Annotated in this window: 16 protein-coding genes and 1 pseudogene; 11 read left to right on the top strand and 6 right to left on the bottom strand. The window is 58.6% G+C overall.

What is annotated here, in order from left to right; genetic code table 11:
- Positions 1 to 20 precede the first annotated feature (20 nt).
- The 7 genes from ACSQ2Z_RS25195 (at position 21) to repB (ending at position 8,514) form a co-directional block, all read left to right on the top strand.
- Complete coding sequence (locus tag ACSQ2Z_RS25195) at positions 21 to 1,052, top strand: LacI family DNA-binding transcriptional regulator (protein WP_436083919.1); 1,032 nt, start codon at positions 21 to 23, stop codon at positions 1,050 to 1,052.
- Positions 1,053 to 1,254: 202 nt separating this feature from the next.
- On the top strand, positions 1,255 to 2,067 hold the full coding sequence (locus ACSQ2Z_RS25190) for a TIM barrel protein (protein ID WP_436083918.1): 813 nt from the start codon (positions 1,255 to 1,257) through the stop codon (positions 2,065 to 2,067).
- Between the two features lie 232 nt (positions 2,068 to 2,299).
- The gene (locus tag ACSQ2Z_RS25185) at positions 2,300 to 3,229 is read left to right on the top strand and encodes a sugar ABC transporter substrate-binding protein (protein ID WP_436083917.1); all 930 of its coding nucleotides are present in this window, start codon (positions 2,300 to 2,302) and stop codon (positions 3,227 to 3,229) included.
- A gap of 151 nt (positions 3,230 to 3,380) precedes the next feature.
- Positions 3,381 to 4,919 carry a sugar ABC transporter ATP-binding protein gene (locus ACSQ2Z_RS25180; RefSeq protein ID WP_436083916.1) on the top strand — a complete coding sequence of 513 codons (1,539 nt, stop codon included), beginning with the start codon at positions 3,381 to 3,383 and terminating at the stop codon, positions 4,917 to 4,919.
- 37 nt (positions 4,920 to 4,956) lie between these two features.
- Positions 4,957 to 5,982: an ABC transporter permease gene (locus ACSQ2Z_RS25175; RefSeq protein ID WP_436083915.1), complete on the top strand. Its 1,026-nt coding sequence runs from the start codon at positions 4,957 to 4,959 to the stop codon at positions 5,980 to 5,982.
- Positions 5,983 to 6,268: 286 nt separating this feature from the next.
- A complete protein-coding gene (gene repA / locus ACSQ2Z_RS25170; RefSeq protein WP_436083914.1) occupies positions 6,269 to 7,480 on the top strand; it encodes a plasmid partitioning protein RepA in 1,212 nt (403 codons plus the stop codon).
- A gap of 71 nt (positions 7,481 to 7,551) precedes the next feature.
- Positions 7,552 to 8,514 (top strand): plasmid partitioning protein RepB, encoded by a 963-nt coding sequence (gene repB / locus ACSQ2Z_RS25165; protein ID WP_436083913.1) that lies wholly within the window; start codon positions 7,552 to 7,554, stop codon positions 8,512 to 8,514.
- A 333-nt stretch (positions 8,515 to 8,847) separates the two neighbouring features.
- Here repB and ACSQ2Z_RS25160 read toward each other — a convergent pair whose 3' ends face one another.
- Positions 8,848 to 9,348 (bottom strand): hypothetical protein, encoded by a 501-nt coding sequence (locus ACSQ2Z_RS25160; protein ID WP_436083912.1) that lies wholly within the window; start codon positions 9,346 to 9,348, stop codon positions 8,848 to 8,850.
- Between the two features lie 780 nt (positions 9,349 to 10,128).
- Between ACSQ2Z_RS25160 and ACSQ2Z_RS25155 the strand changes: the two genes are divergently transcribed.
- Together ACSQ2Z_RS25155 and ACSQ2Z_RS25150 are read left to right on the top strand one after the other, a co-directional pair.
- Entirely contained in the window at positions 10,129 to 10,371 is a 243-nt protein-coding gene (locus tag ACSQ2Z_RS25155; RefSeq protein ID WP_436083911.1) for a hypothetical protein, read from the top strand.
- A 17-nt stretch (positions 10,372 to 10,388) separates the two neighbouring features.
- Entirely contained in the window at positions 10,389 to 10,742 is a 354-nt protein-coding gene (locus tag ACSQ2Z_RS25150) for an EF-hand domain-containing protein (RefSeq protein WP_436084153.1), read from the top strand.
- 216 nt (positions 10,743 to 10,958) lie between these two features.
- On the opposite strand, the gene ACSQ2Z_RS25145 is transcribed toward ACSQ2Z_RS25150, so the two are convergent.
- From ACSQ2Z_RS25145 to ACSQ2Z_RS25125, 5 genes are all read right to left on the bottom strand, one after another.
- Positions 10,959 to 11,318, bottom strand: coding sequence for a hypothetical protein (locus ACSQ2Z_RS25145; protein ID WP_436083910.1), 360 nt, complete (start codon positions 11,316 to 11,318; stop codon positions 10,959 to 10,961).
- Positions 11,319 to 11,906: 588 nt separating this feature from the next.
- Entirely contained in the window at positions 11,907 to 12,551 is a 645-nt protein-coding gene (locus ACSQ2Z_RS25140) for a peroxiredoxin-like family protein (protein ID WP_436083909.1), read from the bottom strand.
- A gap of 551 nt (positions 12,552 to 13,102) precedes the next feature.
- The gene (locus ACSQ2Z_RS25135) at positions 13,103 to 14,245 is read right to left on the bottom strand and encodes a hypothetical protein (protein ID WP_436083908.1); all 1,143 of its coding nucleotides are present in this window, start codon (positions 14,243 to 14,245) and stop codon (positions 13,103 to 13,105) included.
- 133 nt (positions 14,246 to 14,378) lie between these two features.
- Positions 14,379 to 14,810 carry a hypothetical protein gene (locus ACSQ2Z_RS25130; RefSeq protein WP_436083907.1) on the bottom strand — a complete coding sequence of 144 codons (432 nt, stop codon included), beginning with the start codon at positions 14,808 to 14,810 and terminating at the stop codon, positions 14,379 to 14,381.
- On the bottom strand, positions 14,807 to 15,571 hold the full coding sequence (locus ACSQ2Z_RS25125) for a hypothetical protein (protein WP_436083906.1): 765 nt from the start codon (positions 15,569 to 15,571) through the stop codon (positions 14,807 to 14,809). Before ACSQ2Z_RS25125 ends, ACSQ2Z_RS25130 begins: the two co-directional genes overlap by 4 nt.
- A 135-nt stretch (positions 15,572 to 15,706) precedes the next feature.
- Between ACSQ2Z_RS25125 and ACSQ2Z_RS25120 the strand changes: the two are divergent.
- Both ACSQ2Z_RS25120 and ACSQ2Z_RS25115 read left to right on the top strand, forming a co-directional pair.
- A pseudogene (locus tag ACSQ2Z_RS25120) lies at positions 15,707 to 16,030 on the top strand (hypothetical protein); the annotation flags it as partial.
- A gap of 449 nt (positions 16,031 to 16,479) precedes the next feature.
- Positions 16,480 to 17,562 (top strand): substrate-binding domain-containing protein, encoded by a 1,083-nt coding sequence (locus ACSQ2Z_RS25115; protein WP_436083905.1) that lies wholly within the window; start codon positions 16,480 to 16,482, stop codon positions 17,560 to 17,562.
- The last annotated feature ends 28 nt before the right edge of the window (positions 17,563 to 17,590 follow it).

Here is a 17,590-nt window from a genome sequence, read left to right as displayed (position 1 = left end):
GGTTTACATCAGGAGGAGACATGAGCGGACGACCGACCATTGCCGATCTTGCCAAAACTGCCGGCGTCAGTGTCGCCACTGTTGACCGGGTGCTGAACGGACGTCACCGCGTGCGCGAGGAAACGGCGCGCCGGGTTTACGATGCGGCTAAATCGATCGGCTATCATGCGATCGGCCTGCTGAGGCAAAGGGTATTCGAGGATTTGCCGCAATACAGGCTGGGCTTTATCCTGCAAAAGCCCAACCAGTATTTCTACCAGTCCATGGCAAGGGAGATCGAGAATGCTGCGCTTTCGGCGCCGGGCATTCGCGTCGTTCCACAGATCGATTTTGCTGCAAGCGCAACGCCCGCGGCCATCACGGAAAAGCTGCGGGCCATGGCGGCGCGCCATCAAGCGATCGCCCTTGTCGGACCCGATTACCCGGCAGTGACGGCAGTCGTGGAGGAACTGAAGGAAAGAGGGATTCCGGTTTTTTCGCTTCTGTCGGACTTTGCGACCGGCGTTCGTGAGGGCTATGTCGGTCTCAACAATCGGAAAGCTGGACGCACGGCGGCGTGGATGATTGCCAAGGCGGCACGCAAGCCGGGAAAGGTGGCGGCCTTCGTCGGCAGTCATCGGTTTCATGGGCACGAACTGCGGGAGATTGGCTTTCGATCCTATTTTCGGGAGCACGCCCCCGAGTTCGAGGTCCTTGATACGCTGGTCAACCTTGAGACAGCCGAGATCACCCATGAGGCGACGCTGAACCTGTTGCAGCGCCACCCTGATCTGGTCGGCTTCTACGTCTGCGGTGGCGGAATGGAGGGTGCCGTTTCGGCCCTGGCCGAGGAGAAGCTCGCCGGAAAGCTGCTGGTGGTGGTCAACGAACTGACACCGGAATCGCGCGCGGCGCTGGCCGAGGATCTCGTCACCATGGCGATTGCAACGCCGGTCGCTCCGCTCGCGCGGGAACTGGTTGGCCTGATGGTTAGTGCCATCGATCGCGGAGTTGCCGGGGTTCCTGGCCAGACATTCCTCCCCTTCGATATTTTCACGCCTGAGAATATTTAAGCGACCAGGCACAGAATGATGGAATTCCATCATGACGTTTTCGTATTCTTTCACGGATGAAAGAGAAACGGTGGTGTTCCGCTTTGACTGCATGGCAATAAGCTGATGATCCTCCAAGTCTTCGAGGGGCGGAACCGTGCTCCCAGCGCTGCGCGCGCCGGGCTGCTCCCCTTCGATTTACTTGCAGGAGGAAATATCACCTATGACGACTCTTTCGTTCGCCCTCAATCACATGACCGCGCCGGCATTGCCGCTGCACGAATTCTTCACACTCGCCCAATCACTCGGCATTTCTGCGGTGGAGATCCGCAACGACCTTGCCGGCAACGCCATCATCGATGGAACGCCTGCGAACAAGGTCAAGGCTCTCGCCGAAAAACACGGGCTGACGATCATCTCGATCAACGCGCTGCAACGGTTCAACGACTGGAACGATGACCGCGCCCGCGAGGCCCAGGAACTTATCAATTACGCGCGGGATTGCGGCGCAGAGGCGCTAGTTGTGGTGCCCGTCAATGACGGCAGCGGCCAGAAGGACGGCGAGCGGCAGGCGAACCTGCGTCAGGCGCTGAGCGCACTGAAGCCGATGCTGGAGCAAGCAGGCGTCATCGGCCTTGTCGAGCCGCTCGGCTTTGAGATCTGCTCGCTACGCTCGAAAACCGAGGCGGCCGAAGGGATAAGTGCCGTCGGCGGCGACGGCAGGTTCAAACTCGTGCATGACACGTTCCATCACTATCTAGCAGGAGAAGAAAAATTCTATCCTGAAATAACCGGTCTCGTGCATATATCCGGCGTCGCGGATGCCGGCGTCACTGTTAGCGAGATGCGCGATCCGCATCGGGTGCTGGTCGATGCCGATGACCGGATCGACAATGCCGGCCAGATCGAGAGGTTACGAACAAGCGGTTATGCCGGCTTCTTCTCCTTCGAACCTTTTTCTCCGGCGGTACATCAACGGAGCGACATCGGGATGGCCGTGCGCGAGAGTATGGAGTTCCTTGCTGCGGGAGGATGAGGCATGAAGCGCATTGGCCGGCATTTTTGCGTGATTATATGCCGATGCGCACTTGACGGCACGTTAATAAATGGAATACATATTCCGTATTGGCAAGCGATCGGTTTGTTTATTCTGTTTTGAAGGCCCGCCACGGGAGAGGCGGTAATGGGAAACGGGCATCACCGGGGACCGGGATGCCTCCGGCTTGTGGAGGGTGGTTGCCGGACACCGTTTTGTGGAGGAAATACACATGAAGAAAATGATCATGGGCGCGGCTCTGGCTGTGATGATGTCGACGGCGGCGCATGCCGAAACGGTCGGCGTCTCGATGGCGCTGTTCGATGACAACTTCCTGACCGTTCTGCGCAACGGCATGCAGGACTACGCCAAGACGCTCGACGGCGTGACGTTGCAGGTCGAAGACGCGCAGAACGATGTCGCCAAGCAGCAGAGCCAGATCCAGAACTTCATCGCTGCCGGCGTCAATGCCATCATCGTCAACCCGGTCGATACCGATGCGACCGCTGCCATGTCGAAGATCGCCGCGGATGCAGGCATCCCGCTGGTCTACGTCAACCGCGAGCCGAGCAACATCGACAGCCTTCCGGAGAAGCAGGCTTTCGTCGCTTCCAATGAGGCCGAATCCGGCACACTGGAAACCCAGGAAGTCTGCAAACTGCTTGGCGGCAAGGGCAAGGCTGTCGTCATGATGGGCGAGCTTTCCAACCAGGCGGCCCGCATGCGCACCAAGGATGTGCATGACGTACTCGCGACCGACGCCTGCAAAGGCATCGAGATCGTCGAAGAGCAGACGGCCAGCTGGTCGCGCACCCAGGGTGCCGACCTCGTGACCAACTGGCTGTCGGCCGGCCTGGAATTCGATGCCGTCATCGCCAACAACGACGAAATGGCCATCGGCGCTATCCAGGCGCTGAAGGCCGCCGGCCGCTCCATGGACAGCGTCGTCATCGGCGGTGTCGATGCGACGCAGGACGCGCTTGCGTCCATGGCTGAAGGCGACCTCGATGTCACCGTATTCCAGAACGCTGCCGGTCAGGGTAAGGGCTCGCTCGACGCGGCATTGAAGTTTGCTCGCGGTGAAACGGTCGACACGAAGGTCTACATCCCCTTCGAACTGGTGACTCCGGCCAACCTCAAAGACTATCAGGCTAAGAACTAAGCCAATGATCCCCGGAGCGCGGCCGGCCGCGCTCCGGATTGCCCGGTTTTTATGACGGACACGCGCTGTGTGTCCGGTGAACCATCCGAGAACCCTTGGTGCCTGCGCGCACGGGTTCTGGCCGATGAGGCGACAGGGAGGCATTAGAACAATGGTTAGTCCGACAACGATGGCGGCAGTGCGTGCGAGTGGCGCGGTGCCGAATGCCGAATATCTGCTTGCGGTCGAAGGCGTGCGCAAGGAGTTTCCGGGCGTGGTGGCGCTCGACGACGTGTCGTTCCGGCTGAAGCGCGGCACGGTACATGCGCTGATGGGCGAGAATGGTGCCGGCAAATCGACGCTGATGAAGATCCTGGCCGGCATCTACACCCCCGACAAGGGCGAGGTGAAGTTCAAGGGCGTCGATATCCAGTTGAAATCGCCGCTCGATGCGCTCGAAAACGGCATCGCGATGATCCATCAGGAGCTCAACCTGATGCCGTTCATGACAGTGGCTGAGAACATCTGGATCCGCCGCGAACCCTTGACCCGGTTCGGCTTCGTCGATCACGGCGAGATGAACCGGATGACGGCCGCGCTGTTTAAGCGGCTGAACATCGCGCTCGATCCGCAGTCAGAGGTGCGCGACCTGTCGATCGCCAACCGCCAGATGGTCGAGATCGCCAAGGCGGTGTCGTACCAGTCCGACGTCTTGATCATGGACGAGCCGACCTCGGCACTGACCGACCGCGAGGTGGCGCATCTGTTTGAGATCATCCGTGACCTGCGCAGCCAGGGCATCGGCATCGTCTACATCACCCACAAGATGAACGAGCTGTTCGAGATCGCCGACGAGTTCTCGGTGTTTCGCGACGGCAAGTATATCGGCACCCATGCCTCGAGCGACGTGACGCGCGACGACATCATCCGGATGATGGTCGGCCGCGAGATCACCCAGATGTTTCCGAAGGAGGAGGTGCCGATCGGCGATGTCGTGCTGTCGGTCAAGGACCTCTGCCTGAAGGATGTCTTCCACGACGTCTCGTTCGACGTGCGTGCCGGTGAAATCCTTGGCGTCGCCGGTCTCGTCGGCTCCGGCCGTTCAAATGTCGCCGAAACGCTGTTCGGTGTGACGCCGGCCAGTTCGGGCTCGATCCGGATCAACGGCAAGCCGGTCAGCATTGCCTCGCCGACAGAGGCCATCCGAAACCGCATGGCTTTTTTGACCGAGGACCGTAAGGACACCGGCTGCCTGCTGATCCTCGACATTTTGGAAAACATGCAGATCGCCGTGCTCCAGGACAAATTCGTCAAGATGGGCTTTGTCGATGAGAAGGGCGTCTCGGCGCAATGCGAGGACATGGCTCGCAAGCTTCGGGTGAAGACGCCGAACCTTGCCGAGCGCATCGAAAATCTCTCCGGCGGCAACCAGCAGAAGGCGTTGATCGGCCGCTGGCTCTTGACCAATCCGCGCATCCTGATCCTCGACGAGCCGACGCGCGGCATCGACGTCGGCGCCAAGGCGGAAATCCACCGTCTTGTGACGGAACTCGCCCGCGACGGCGTCGCCGTCATCATGATCTCGTCGGAAATGCCCGAGGTTCTCGGCATGAGCGACCGGGTCATGGTCATGCATGAAGGCCGGGTCACGGGTTTCCTGGATCGGGCGGAAGCGACCCAAGTCAAGGTGATGGAACTTGCCGCACGCTGACGGCGCAGGAAATGCCAACCACAGGGAGGAAAGAGAAATGGAAACCAATGTCGCTGCACGGAGTGCGGGCACACCGCTTGCCAAATCCAGACGACGGATGCCCGCGGAATTCAACATTTTCCTGGTGCTGATCGGCATCGCGCTGGTCTATGAAGTGCTCGGCTGGATCTTCGTCGGTCAGAGCTTCCTGATGAACCCGCAGCGGCTGACGATCATGATCCTGCAGGTGGCGGTGATCGGCATCATCGCCGTCGGCGTGACGCAGGTGATCATCACCGGCGGCATCGATCTGTCCTCCGGTTCCGTCGTCGGCATGACGGCGATGATCGCCGCCAGCGTGGCGCAGGCCTCGACCTGGCCGCGGGCGCTTTATCCGTCGCTGACCGACCTGCCGGCGATCGTGCCGATCGGCCTTGGCCTTGGCATCGGCCTGTTGGCCGGCTTCATCAATGGCCAGTTGATCGCCCGCACGAAGATCCCGCCCTTCATCGCGACGCTCGGCATGATGGTCTCGGCCCGCGGTCTCTCCAAATGGTATACGAAGGGTCAGCCGGTTTCTGGCCTCACCGACCAGTTCAACTTCATCGGCACGGGCATCTGGCCGGTCGTCGTCTTCCTCGTCGTCGCACTGATCTTCCACATTGCGCTGCGCTACACCCGCTACGGCAAGTTCACCTATGCGATCGGCGCCAACGTCCAGGCCGCCCGGGTCTCGGGCATCAATGTCGAGGCGCATCTGGTCAAGGTCTATGCAATCGCCGGCATGCTGGCGGGGCTGGCCGGCGTGGTGACGGCGGCGCGGGCGCAGACGGCACAGGCCGGCATGGGCGTGATGTACGAACTCGATGCGATCGCCGCCACCGTCATCGGCGGCACTTCGCTGACCGGCGGCGTTGGTCGCATCACCGGCACGGTCATCGGCACGGTGATCCTCGGCGTCATGACCTCCGGCTTCACCTTCCTGCGCGTCGACGCCTACTACCAGGAGATCGTCAAGGGCATCATCATCATCGCCGCTGTCGTCGTCGACGTCTATCGTCAGAAGAAGCGCAAGGCTGCATGATCAGGTGATTTTTTCTCGATCGCATCGCTTGCATCTCCCCAGGCGGTGCGGTTGAGGCGGCGGGCAAGGCGGTGCGGCCTTTGCCCCAACGAGCGCGGTAGCGGCAATCTTGCTGCTGCCGCGTCTTTTTTATCCCCCTGTTTTGTCGGTCAAAGATAAAGTCCTTTGCAATCAATGATGTAACGTCTTGTTAACGCTAATTTCCTTGCGTATGACAAAACGCGGCCATAAAAACGGTTATCAGCAGCAAATCACCTGAAAATCGTTATTTGAAAGTATGCCGCCAATGAACGCTACTTCGTCCATTTCCGCACAGTCCATGCTTGGCCATTTCGAGGACCAAATTCTTGAACAGGGCGACCTGATCTCCAAGAAGCTGCATTTGCTTAGCGTTCAGCGTTTCCCCCCCAATGCACGCAAGAGCTTGCGGTCGTTCAGCCTGGCGGAAGCCGCGTCTTATATCGGCGTATCCCAAAGTAATTTGAAGAAGCTGCATCTCGAAGGCAAAGGCCCGGTTCCGCAGACCTCTGCGTCCGGCCGGCGCACCTACAGCGCCGAGCAGATGCTGGAACTTCGGCACTATCTCGACCTGCATGGCCGCTCGGAAGCCAAGATGTATGTGCCGCACCGGCGGTCCGGCGAGAAGCTGCAGGTGCTGGCTGTTGTCAACTTCAAGGGCGGTTCGGGAAAAACGACGACCGCGGCGCATCTCGCACAGTACCTGGCTTTGACCGGGCACCGGGTGCTCGCCGTTGATCTCGACCCGCAGGCTTCCCTCTCCTCCCTTCATGGCTTTCAGCCAGAGCGCGACCAGACGCCGTCGCTTTATGACGCGATCCGCTATGACGGCGAGAAGAAGCCGCTTTCAGAGATCATCCACACAACCAATTTCCCGGGCCTCGACATCGTCCCGGCCAACTTGGAACTCCAGGAGTTCGAGTACGATACGCCGCTGGCGATGAGCAACAAGGGGTCGACGGAAGGCAAGACATTCTTTACGCGCATTGGCAAAGCGCTGGGCGAGGTCGACGATCGCTACGACGTCGTCGTCATCGATTGCCCTCCCCAGCTCGGCTACCTGACGATCACCGCACTGACAGCCGCGACCAGCGTGCTCATCACGATCCATCCGCAGATGCTCGATGTGATGTCGATGGGCCAGTTCCTCTTGATGCTCGGCGGTATCCTGAAACCGATCCGGGCGGCCGGTGCTGCGGTCAATCTCGAATGGTACCGCTACCTGGTCACTCGCTACGAGCCGACGGACGTGCCGCAGGCGCAGATGGTTGGCTTCATGCAGTCGATGTTCCACCAGAATATGCTGAAGAACCAGATGTTGAAATCGACGGCGATCTCCGATGCCGGCATCACCAAGCAGAGCTTGTATGAGGTCGAAAGGGCGCAGATGATCCGCTCGACCTATGACCGTGCGATCGAGTCGCTCGATGCCGTAAATACCGAGATCGCGGGACTTATTCACGACGCCTGGAGGCGCTGAATTTGTCAGCTGACAAATTTCGGATTTTCGTTCGTAAATTCAACTCTCTAGAAACTATTCGGAGTGGTGCCATGGCTAGGAAAAACTTGCTCGCAGGTCTTATGGATCAGGACGATGCCACCGATATGCCGGCCTATCCGGTCCGCGGTGCCTCGAAAACGATGATCCGCTCGATTGATGAGCTTGCAAAGCAGGCCGAGAAGCTGATGGAGGGAGAGACGGTCATCGAGATCGACCCCGATGCGGTCGAGGGCTCTTTCGTGACGGATCGCATGGAAGACGACGGCGAGCAATATCAGGAACTGCTGCGCGCCATGCAGGAACGCGGTCAGGACTCGCCCATTCTGGTGCGCCCTCACCCGGAGAAGGACGGCCGCTACCAGATCGTCTTCGGCCACCGCCGTGTACGCGTGGCAAGAGAGATCGGCCGGCCGGTGCGGGCGATCGTCAAGGCGCTGGATGACCGCACGCATGTGATCGCCCAAGGCCAGGAAAACTCCGCCCGCGCCGACCTCACCTTCATCGAGCGCGCCGCCTTTGCCAGGCGGCTGGATGATCTCGGTTACGACCGTGAGACCATCATAACCGCGTTATCGGCCAATGCGGCATCCGTCTCAAAAATGATGTCCGTTACGGAGCGGATTCCCGCCGATGTCATCGCGCAGATCGGGTCGGCGTCCGCCGTTGGGCGCGAGCGCTGGGTGGAACTCTCGCTGCTGATGGGCAAAGCCGGAAATCTGTTGAAGGCAAAGGCTATTCTCGCGGATGAGAGTGTGCGCGCGCTGGACAGCAATACCCGGTTCAACTCTGTTCTCGCCGGGCTGAAGACGACGGCTAAGCGGGTAACAAAGTCGGTCGCGAGCGGCAGCACCTGGACGCCCGCCGACAAGAGCGTTTCGGCGCAGATCAAAAGCGGCAACAATGGATTTTCGCTGTCCCTGAAGGCCAGAAATGCTGTGAAGTTCGGCAAATTCCTGACCGATAATCTCGATGAGCTCTACGAACGTTTCGCGAAGAATGAGGACAAGAGCTGAGAATTGCTCTCAAGTCCTTGACAACCGAAAACGGTGTCGTTTGGTACTTAAACGTAAGACTGCGGCTGTTTCTTTCTTGCTTGGCATTTTATTTGAGATTCCTTTAGCCGTGAATCTCACATTAAGTGCAACTGCGAAGACGTCCGAGATTGACGTGCGCAGTCCACGATATCGTTTATAGCGTTGCCGAAGCGGGCTTTGTTCTCGCCCATCATATGGCTACGCAGCATGTGAAGCATCTCAGGTCCGGCGCGCTGGACGATGGCCACGCCAGCTAAAAGAGCCTGCCTCAAATGCAGTGGCAAGATCGGACTTGCTGGCGTCGGGAGTTCGCTACTTTCTCATCTTGAGAACGTCATCGAGATCAGGAATGATCACGCCGAGCACTCTAAACCCTGACGGTTCGTATTGATCGGGGAAAGGCTTTGGAACGCGTCGCATCAACAGAAGGCGGGCAATCTCACTTGGCGACACCCAGTTTTGGATGCCGCTCTCGGCCTCGTCGTCGAGTAACCGTTCTCCTATCAGCGCAGCATTGTGGTAGCGACTGAAGGGAGAGGGGCGGTCACGCCCGCCAATGTTCTGAAGGTGGGTACCACAAAGCGGACAGGTGATCCGCCAGCCAAGAAAGTGGCTTCGAAGAATGGTTTGCAACCCGTCGATAGTCGAACGACAGCTGCAGCATAATTGCCGTGGCTCGCCGGCAATCAGCCGCCGTGACGATTGCGCAATATTCGAGAAAGTCATGCGGCGGACCGTGGCGGGATCGACCGAGGACATGCAGGCGATGCGGACGACCTGACCTTCGGTGAGATCTAAATCGGCCGTGCGCAATGATAGCACCTCGGGAAGGCAATGCTGAAGCATAGCCCAGGGGAGGGACCTCATAAAACGCGGCATGCCGAGTGATCCACGACGACAGGAATTCGTCGGTGTGGGGAGCCAGCGTTACCGGCAATTGCCGTGCGGATCTTCCCACCTCATGCGAAGGCTGCTTCGGCGTCAAATTCCGGCTCCCATTTCTCAATGGTTTCGTGGTAATCCGCTCTCTTCCGCTTTCGATTGCCTCGATAGCCAATGAGTTGATGACGTGGAAAATGTTTGCAGTTATGCCCTCGGTGATCTGCAGTAGGGGAGGGTGTTATAGGGCGCTGACATGGGCGGATTCTCGCCGACGTTTTACATTTATGCAATGCGTGAGAAAAGGTTACTTTGGAAACATCTCTTGATGCGTTCGCAGCTTTCTGGCCACGCAGCAGGAAAGCCCGGAGCGCCTGGTGAGATGCGGAAACGGTCATTGGGGCTCTCGCTGGAGTGCAATGCCTATGTCCGGTCTTGCAGCTCCGAACCCAGCGGTCTGATGTCGATCTGATAGGATGGCAACGGCCAAGACAGCGCCAAGTGTTGTCTTGGCCCATGCGGAGTGGTAGTATTCACCAGTAGAATTGCCATTTTTCCGGGCGGTTGCATTTTTTATCTATGAGTTGCTTCTGATCAAGAAGAAGAACCCCTTTTAACTCAGAGACATACTCAGAAGCTTGTTATCATCCGACGCCATTCAATGGCGCCTCCGTCGATCTGTCTAAAAGTGAACGGATATACTTGGAGGAAAAAATGACCAAATGTACGATAGGTCTTATTCTTTTGGGCTGCCTTGCCTTGTCTGGCTGCCAATCTGCTGCAATGTCGCAAGGAGGACGCAGTAACGAGTTCGGCTGCATCGCCGGTACGGTCGGCGGCGCGGTCGTCGGCGGACTGGCTGGCGCGACCATTGGCTCGGGGACCGGACAGCTCTGGGCTGTTGGGGGCGGCGCCACGCTAGGCGCTGCGGGCGGCAGTGCCCTGACATGCAGTTGATCCGAAGGGCCGGGATGATGAAGACAGTAGTCCTAGTGACAGGATTCGTTTTTTTCACCGCCGTTGCGGCTGCCGCGCAGAGTCAACCGATGGCTATGAACCAGGGCCAAATGGATCGGCTCGACGGTGACAAGAACGGAGCGGTCGATCAATCCGAATATCAGGCCTTCATGACGTTGGCCTTCGCGAGTCTCGACAAGAACAAGGACGGCAGCCTGACCTCTGACGAAGTTGCCCGAGTGCTGAATGCCCAGCAATTCGCCGCCACCGATACCAATGGCAGCGGCAAAGTAAGCCAGAGCGAGTTCCTGAATAGGGTGATGGCAGATTTCAAGGCCGCTGACCGCCGCGGCGACGGGAGTCTGCAGTAACGCAAATCGCAGGACGATGGCCAGGTCCGTTCGTCCCGCTGTTACCTGCAGAGCTTCGCTCATATAGTTCATCATGCTGGTCTCGTGAGGCCCGAGGATGTAATGGAAGCGTTCAGGACCGGCGTCGCCTTATCTGCATGGTGCGGCCGCTTCAGGCGCTCGAAGTCCAGTGTGTTGAGTAAGCGCCGTTCTTGCGCCACGCTCTCGTTCCTGGGATCACTTGTTGCAGGTGACGTTGTCGTCGATAGCGTTGAACACGACATCCCCGTAAAATGTTGACTTCGCCCACAGGGCGAACGTCTCTTCGGATTTCGATTTCTTCGCCTTGTCGATCTGTGTAGCGCCTGAGCTAAATAACTCCTGGAGCGTTGTTTTGTGCTGGCACGCCCACCATAAATGATCTCTGACCCCTTTGAGATAGTCCACGACCGACCTTTTTCCGATCAAGGATTGGGGCGTGCCGCCTTCGACCGCTTTGATATAGGCCTCCACCGTGATCCTTTCGGAATCCTGGGCATTGGCCGATGAACAAGCGAAGATCAGTAGTACAAGTGAGGCAAACATCGTCTGTTTCATTGTTTTTCTCTTTTGCGCGGTTCTCAAGCCCTGCTCTGTTATCGAGTTTTGCGGCATAGGCCCAAGGCAACAGATCGTCGATCTGGCTGTTGGGATGACTATTGACGATCCTGGTCGTCCGGCGTAACCGAGGCCAACTCCAAACTCCCAGTCAGCGTTCGTCATGGCGAGGAGATCGAGCGTCCCAAAATTGACTTGGAAGTTAGTAGCGCCGATTGAAGCTGAAAGGCGGCGATGAAACCTCGCTGCAGCTCGCCTGCGTCATTGCCGGTGTGGCAGCGATGGCCATCCCCGCTCGCAAGCCCGCGCTGGCCGGCTAAGATCGGCCGTGCGCGGCGAAGAACTTAAGCTGGACCCCCAATCCCAGTCGCACCGGGGCCGGCTTGCCGTTCACAAATTCTATGTCGGCAAAGCTCAGGCTCCAACGCCCGATAAAATCCTCATTCGAAATACCCAAACCCATCAGTCTACTCCATAATTCGGAGCAGACTGTCATTCCCCGCAGATTCAGCTGTCAATCATCGCTGCCGTGTTCCCACAACGTTCTTCAACTTGGCCAAAATCCCAGCTTTGAGCCGACAGGGCCTATCAATGGGCAACTTGGGAAGCCGCCGACATCAATTCCTCGGGAGTCGGCGCCCTGAACGTATGGAGGCCAGCCTCCAGAACTTCAGTGAAGCTCCAGCGTACGATGCCCCCTCGGTCGATCAGGAACTGACCGACAAGCTGCCCCTGGCTGGAAGCCACCATCGCCTGCTGATCGGCTTCGGTAATCTCATATCCTTCCTTCTTGTTGAGAAACTCGTTCATTGCCATGACATCCATAGGCTCGGGCAACTCGCCCGGGAGATGGACCCGTATCGTCATGACCGTGTCCATCCCGACCTCGCGCAAGCCGAAAGCTCGGTGCGAGGCCCGCTCCGGGTCGGATGCGGCGAGAAGATCGGGGGCCGGGTGGTAACGGAAATAGAGCCGCGCCCGCTCGACCGGCGTAATGACCACCGCCAGGCATTCGACGCCTTTCTCACGCAGGGCCGGCTTGAGTTGCGCCATCGCTGCGACATGGCGCCGGCAGAACGGACAGTGTAGGCCTCGAAAGATACCGATCAATAACGGGTTACGGCCTCGAAAATCATCTAGCGCGATCTTGCCGTCACGCGATATCGCATCGAGCACTATATTCGGGGCCTGGTCGCCCGGCTGCAGCGGGCGGTCGACACTACTCGTGGACACGGACTACCTCCTCGCCCCGGATCAGTCAGGAAAAGGCAGCACACCCAGCTTCGGGGTTGAGCCTATGCTGGGGGCGCCAAACTTCCTGCGCCAGAGCAAACATAGCGTTCGGCCTCTGCCATATTGCCGAGGTCGTGATGACGCGCCGCAAGCCCATCATAACACGAAAAAAAGCATCTGCGGGTGCGGTCGCTAGCGATAGGAGTCTGCTGCGTCTTCGTTAGCGATGTTTTCACGGTTCTGCTCGATCATGTCAGCCATTTCCCACCCAAATAGAAGAACGACCGATAAGCCAACATTATCGGTCGTAATGATGCGGCGACGGGCGGTGCGGTTACCTACCCTTACGACAGCTAAACCACACACATGAAAATGACCAGTACGGGTCGTTTCAGATCGTCCTTGGTCCCGGGACAGCGGACACCGCTTGACCTGGTTTAAATCCCTGCCGCCCGCGCCGCCTTGTCCTGCGGCAGGAGCCGGCCGTAGTGTTTTGCCACCATCTCCACCGTTCAGTCGGCAGAGGATGACGCGCTTCCGCGTTGTCGGCTTTACTTTGGCGTCTTCTTACGGGCGGTCGACTTAGGCTTTTGCGGTTTCGGCGGCCTAGACAGGTCGAGCACGACAACATCGACACGCCGTCTTAGTTCGTCGGGCATCTCCGATAGAATGCTATCCCTGAGCTCCGCCGGTGTTGTGATTGTCGGATCCGCGAGTCCCGCGACTTTTTCGCGATTTCCATACCAGAGCACAAGATAGACGCCTTGCCTGGCCGCGTCGGAATGAATAGCATAGCGCTGATCCAGCTGCACGGACGCTGCTGTGGACAGTTCCTTGTTCCATTGGCCCTTGACCTCAGTGACGAGGAGACGGTTCGCTCCTTCGAGCACCGCTGACGCGGTGATATCGCAACGATTGCTGCCCGCCATGTGTCGTTCAATGACCACAGAAAGGCCGAGCGCGGTCATCCGCCCTTGAAGGCGGTCAACGATACGGTTTCGCGCGGTGTTCTCATCGACCCGCGTCCCGCCGGAATAGAAGGTGCCCAGCGGATCGGTCTCAGATCCCTTGAGCCACTTTTGCACCTCAGCCAGCTCTTGCACCATCAGGGCGCGCAGGTCTTCGACCGAAGCGACTTCATTCGCATCAAGCAGCCGGTTTATCTCCGAAGGTACGTCGCGACTCACATGCCTTCTGCGACTGCGAATCCGGTTAGCCCGCCGCTCGCGTTTCATCCGGTCACGCAGCAGCCGTTCCCTCCGTGACCATGCCTCAAGGAAAGCTCTCGAGGTTTGGCTCTGCTTGCGCTGTTCGGTCCTGGTGAGATTTGGTCCCTTACTGTTGCCGTAAAGACTGTGTCCAGACCGAAGGGCCGACCAGACATCAACAAGCCCTTGCGCGAAAGCGTGTCTGCTCAGGGCGTCGCGGTCGCCTTCGTGCACCACTATTCCAGCATGGGTGTGGCTCGAATAGAGGCTCATAACGACGTCATGGGCAGCATCGTCCCCCGTCACCCCCAGGATCGCCAGTTGCTGTACCGACCGCCGCAGGTCATGTGCTTCGCTGAGATACTGGACGGATGCGCTACGCTCTGGCGTCACACCGTTTCTGAAATGCAGTGGCTTGAGCCAGGACCAGACGCGCGCTGGGTCGAGATTTGAGGGGGACGATTCAAAGAACCGGTCGACGAGCATCCCGATTATTTTGCTCATCCCAAGTCGACAACGGCATTCGTAGTCGTGCTTTGCCGAACAGGTGCAGGTCAGCGCGACGGATAGGCGGTCAAGCAGGGTTGGCAGATCGGCTGGGTCGAATGTCTTGACGAGCCTAGAGATGAAATAACGCGACGCCCCGTCCCGAGCGCGCACTTCCGGCTTCGGCCGCCGCACTGCGCTCCATTAGGCCCTTGGACGCAGTTTCGAGCGCGGTCAAAGAATTCTCCGCGAGCAGGTCGGCAAAGTCGGTCGAAAGGTCATAGGCCGGAACGCTAAGCAAAGATTCCAGCGCCAATCTGCGCGTCTGACCATCAGCGGAGGGGTCCTTCATCAGACCGCTGAGATCCGGGATTAGGTCGGCGGCTGCCGACGTTCCGTTCAATAGTTCGAGAAGGAGGTTTCGCAACGATCCCGGCTTGGTAAGAGCACTACGGATTTCTCCAAGGATATCGGCCGTAAAAAACTGGCCGACATTGAACTTGCGCCAGACGTCACTGCGTCGAAACATGGGATCGATCTCGGCGAGGTTGTCCAGCGAGATCAACAAGTGTCGCTTTGAGGCAGGGGTGAGTTGCTGGGATCGCCGTTGGCCAAGACAGCATGAGGGTCGAGGCTGATAAGAGCGAGTTGCAGCGGCTCGCGTCCGAGAGCTGCCATCCAGCCGAGCATGCCGCGCAGCTCGTCGCGGGTTACTCCGTTGGGCGCGATTATCGAGACAACGCGCTCGAGCGTCAGCCTATCCACCGGATCCTCAATCCGCTTCACCAAGTATCCCCCAGCGCAATATTCCGCGACGATGCGGTGAATCGGCTCATGTTTGTCGGCGTCTTCCGACGGCTTTAGAAGTCTTGTATCCAGGAGAAACTGGGCTTGAGCCGCATTCTTTCCAACTAGCCCGTTGACGTAGGGAAAGTCGCGATCGCTAAGCTGTTCAGTTGTGGCGGCGCCCGCCGCGCCGGAGAGCATAAGCTTTGCAAAAACTTTCTTGCCGAGAGTAATGATCTCATCCGCCGGCGGACGTGTCTTCTGTCGTCCCAGTTCCGGGTTCGCTTCGTGCGCCAATCGTTTCACTGCATCAGCGAAGATCTTGGCCTTCGAGACGAAAACGCGACCACTTCCCAGATACGCTTCGCCAAGCAACTTCAGGAATTGAGGGTTGCCAAGAAGCGGGCCGAGCTCGAACTTGCGAACCTCGGAGGCAAAGACGTCAAAGTCTTCATCCGGAAACCCGGCTGAAAAAAGTTGGCGTTGTTCTAGCTCCGTGAAGGCCTGCAGGTAGACGACAATGGGTTCCGCCCGAAACAATGTTCGACATAGGCTGTTCGGCCTTGGTCCCATTCGCCGGATCGACCAGCAAAAATAACCGGCGATGCCGATGTCTCGCTTGCTTTGGCAACGATTTGGTCCGTCGCAAGAGTGTCGATCCGCGCGACCTCATCCATGGCATCGATCACAAGGGGAGCGATGCTAGCCGGTATCACCGCCGGTGATTTTGTGTGGTCTGCCTGCCGGAGTTTGCGTGAACTTCTAGACAAATTGCGACCGCGGCGGGAGAATTTCTATGCGGCAGGCCTGTGGCTCTGGTTGTCGATCCGGGACGGGTCTTGGATGGGAAAGCGTCATCTGCCTGTCGTCAACGACGACCAGGCCATACTCTCAGCGCTTTCCGAGTTGTGGGGCCACGTATGGAAGGACTATCCGCGCGGCGTGATGATTTTTCGGATCGGCGTCACGCTTTACGACCTTTCGCCATCCCATGAGCGTCAGCTCGACTTACTGCTCAACGACGATCGCCAGCGGCGGCGTTGGGAAAACGCCAGCAAGGCGATCGACTTGGCCCGAGACACGATATTTCAAACGACCAGCAGCAGCGTCGGTCTCGGTTTTCACCCACAATAGACGCGCAACCTTGAACGTGAACAACACACCGCTGAGGAGGACGCCCCACCGCAACACCCAGTGCCAGGTTGCGCTGAACACGATAAGAGTGATCGATAGAAACAGGAAGCCAAGGCCCAAAGTACGGCTCAAGGTTCGGCGACGGCTGCCGCCATCAGTTCGGCGGTTTCGAAAAATTCGCAAGTCGATTGGTTTACCGTTTACTTGAACCGGAATTGCGCGGAATATTGGAGAATGGGAGGAAGCCTTGGGCCCAACTCTCGATAAATAGCGCTCGAACGGCTTTCGTCCCTTGGCTTCAAGGGAGGACGATCATGAAGCGGATATTGTTGTACGCGGCATCGGCCGCGGCGTTATCGCTCGGCACCTCGCAAGCATTCGCGCAATCGGGTAGTGTCGAGAAAGCGGTTGGCGGCTACAATTTCGAAGAAGCCGCCAAGGAGGCCCCCGGCACGAAGGATTTCCATTCGGCTGACGGTCATTTGACCTTCGCGATCGTGACGCACACAGCAGGCAATGGTTTCTTTGACCCCGTCTATGTCGGCGCAACCGTCGCCGGCAACATGATCGGTGCCACGATCCTGCTGCTCGGTTCGGAATCGCCGGTGGATGATCCCGCCCGCGAGATCGAAATCCTGAACCAGATCGTTCAGGATCCGACCATCGACGGCATCATTATGACGACGCCGCAGGCCGGCGCCTATAACGACATCGTCAAGGCCGCCGAAACGGCCGGAATCCCGGTCGCGACGACCAATTCGTTCGACGGCACGATCCTTAATCGCAGCAGCATCAGCCACACCGGTCAAGATGCCTCGGCCGCCGCGATCGGCGGCGAGGCGCTGGCCAAATGCGTGCTTGACAGCGGCAAGCCCAGCGGCTCGATCGTGCTGCCGTCTTCCACAGCGATGGGCAATATCGAGGTGAACAACCGCGTCACGGCTGCCTTCAATGCGATTGTGAAGACCCTGAAGGACGCCGGCAAGCTCGAGGCCTTCAAGGTTGACGCCGGTCCGGAGAACGTCGGCATCGATACCAACCCGAACGACCCGGTCAATGCCCTTGTTTCGCTCTTCGAGTCCCGTGGTGACGTGGTCGGCGCCTTTACAGCCAACAACGTCTTCACGCCGCCGCTTGTCAAGGCGGTAGCCCAGATGGGGTGGACCGGCAAGTTCTGCGCCTATGGTTTCGATCTCGGTCCAGCGCAGCAAGAAGGCATCGCGGCCGGAAATCTGACCGGCTCGCTCGGACAGCAGCCCTTCTTGCAGGGCTTCTGGCCGGTCATGCAGCTTTATCTGCAGATCGATCGCGGCATCGCGGCTGCCAATCTCGATACGCGCGCCCAGCTCGTTACCAAGGACACGGTCGCAAACGTCGGCAAGCGTTTCGAGAATTGATTTCCATTGGAGACGTTGAAATTGATGC

It is taken from the genome of Pararhizobium sp. LjRoot235 (assembly GCF_964254145.1).
GTDB lineage: Bacteria > Pseudomonadota > Alphaproteobacteria > Rhizobiales > Rhizobiaceae > Pararhizobium.
This window is presented reverse-complemented; position numbering and strand designations above follow the sequence as displayed.

Coding starts and splice junctions, on each gene's coding strand:
- ACSQ2Z_RS25195 (WP_436083919.1), top strand. CDS start 21: ATGAGCGGACGACCGACCATTGCCGATCTTGCCAAAACTGCCGGCGTC.
- ACSQ2Z_RS25190 (WP_436083918.1), top strand. CDS start 1,255: ATGACGACTCTTTCGTTCGCCCTCAATCACATGACCGCGCCGGCATTG.
- ACSQ2Z_RS25185 (WP_436083917.1), top strand. CDS start 2,300: ATGAAGAAAATGATCATGGGCGCGGCTCTGGCTGTGATGATGTCGACG.
- ACSQ2Z_RS25180 (WP_436083916.1), top strand. CDS start 3,381: ATGGTTAGTCCGACAACGATGGCGGCAGTGCGTGCGAGTGGCGCGGTG.
- ACSQ2Z_RS25175 (WP_436083915.1), top strand. CDS start 4,957: ATGGAAACCAATGTCGCTGCACGGAGTGCGGGCACACCGCTTGCCAAA.
- repA (WP_436083914.1), top strand. CDS start 6,269: ATGAACGCTACTTCGTCCATTTCCGCACAGTCCATGCTTGGCCATTTC.
- repB (WP_436083913.1), top strand. CDS start 7,552: ATGGCTAGGAAAAACTTGCTCGCAGGTCTTATGGATCAGGACGATGCC.
- ACSQ2Z_RS25155 (WP_436083911.1), top strand. CDS start 10,129: ATGACCAAATGTACGATAGGTCTTATTCTTTTGGGCTGCCTTGCCTTG.
- ACSQ2Z_RS25150 (WP_436084153.1), top strand. CDS start 10,389: ATGAAGACAGTAGTCCTAGTGACAGGATTCGTTTTTTTCACCGCCGTT.
- ACSQ2Z_RS25145 (WP_436083910.1), bottom strand. CDS start 11,318: ATGAAACAGACGATGTTTGCCTCACTTGTACTACTGATCTTCGCTTGT.
- ACSQ2Z_RS25135 (WP_436083908.1), bottom strand. CDS start 14,245: ATGCTCGTCGACCGGTTCTTTGAATCGTCCCCCTCAAATCTCGACCCA.
- ACSQ2Z_RS25115 (WP_436083905.1), top strand. CDS start 16,480: ATGAAGCGGATATTGTTGTACGCGGCATCGGCCGCGGCGTTATCGCTC.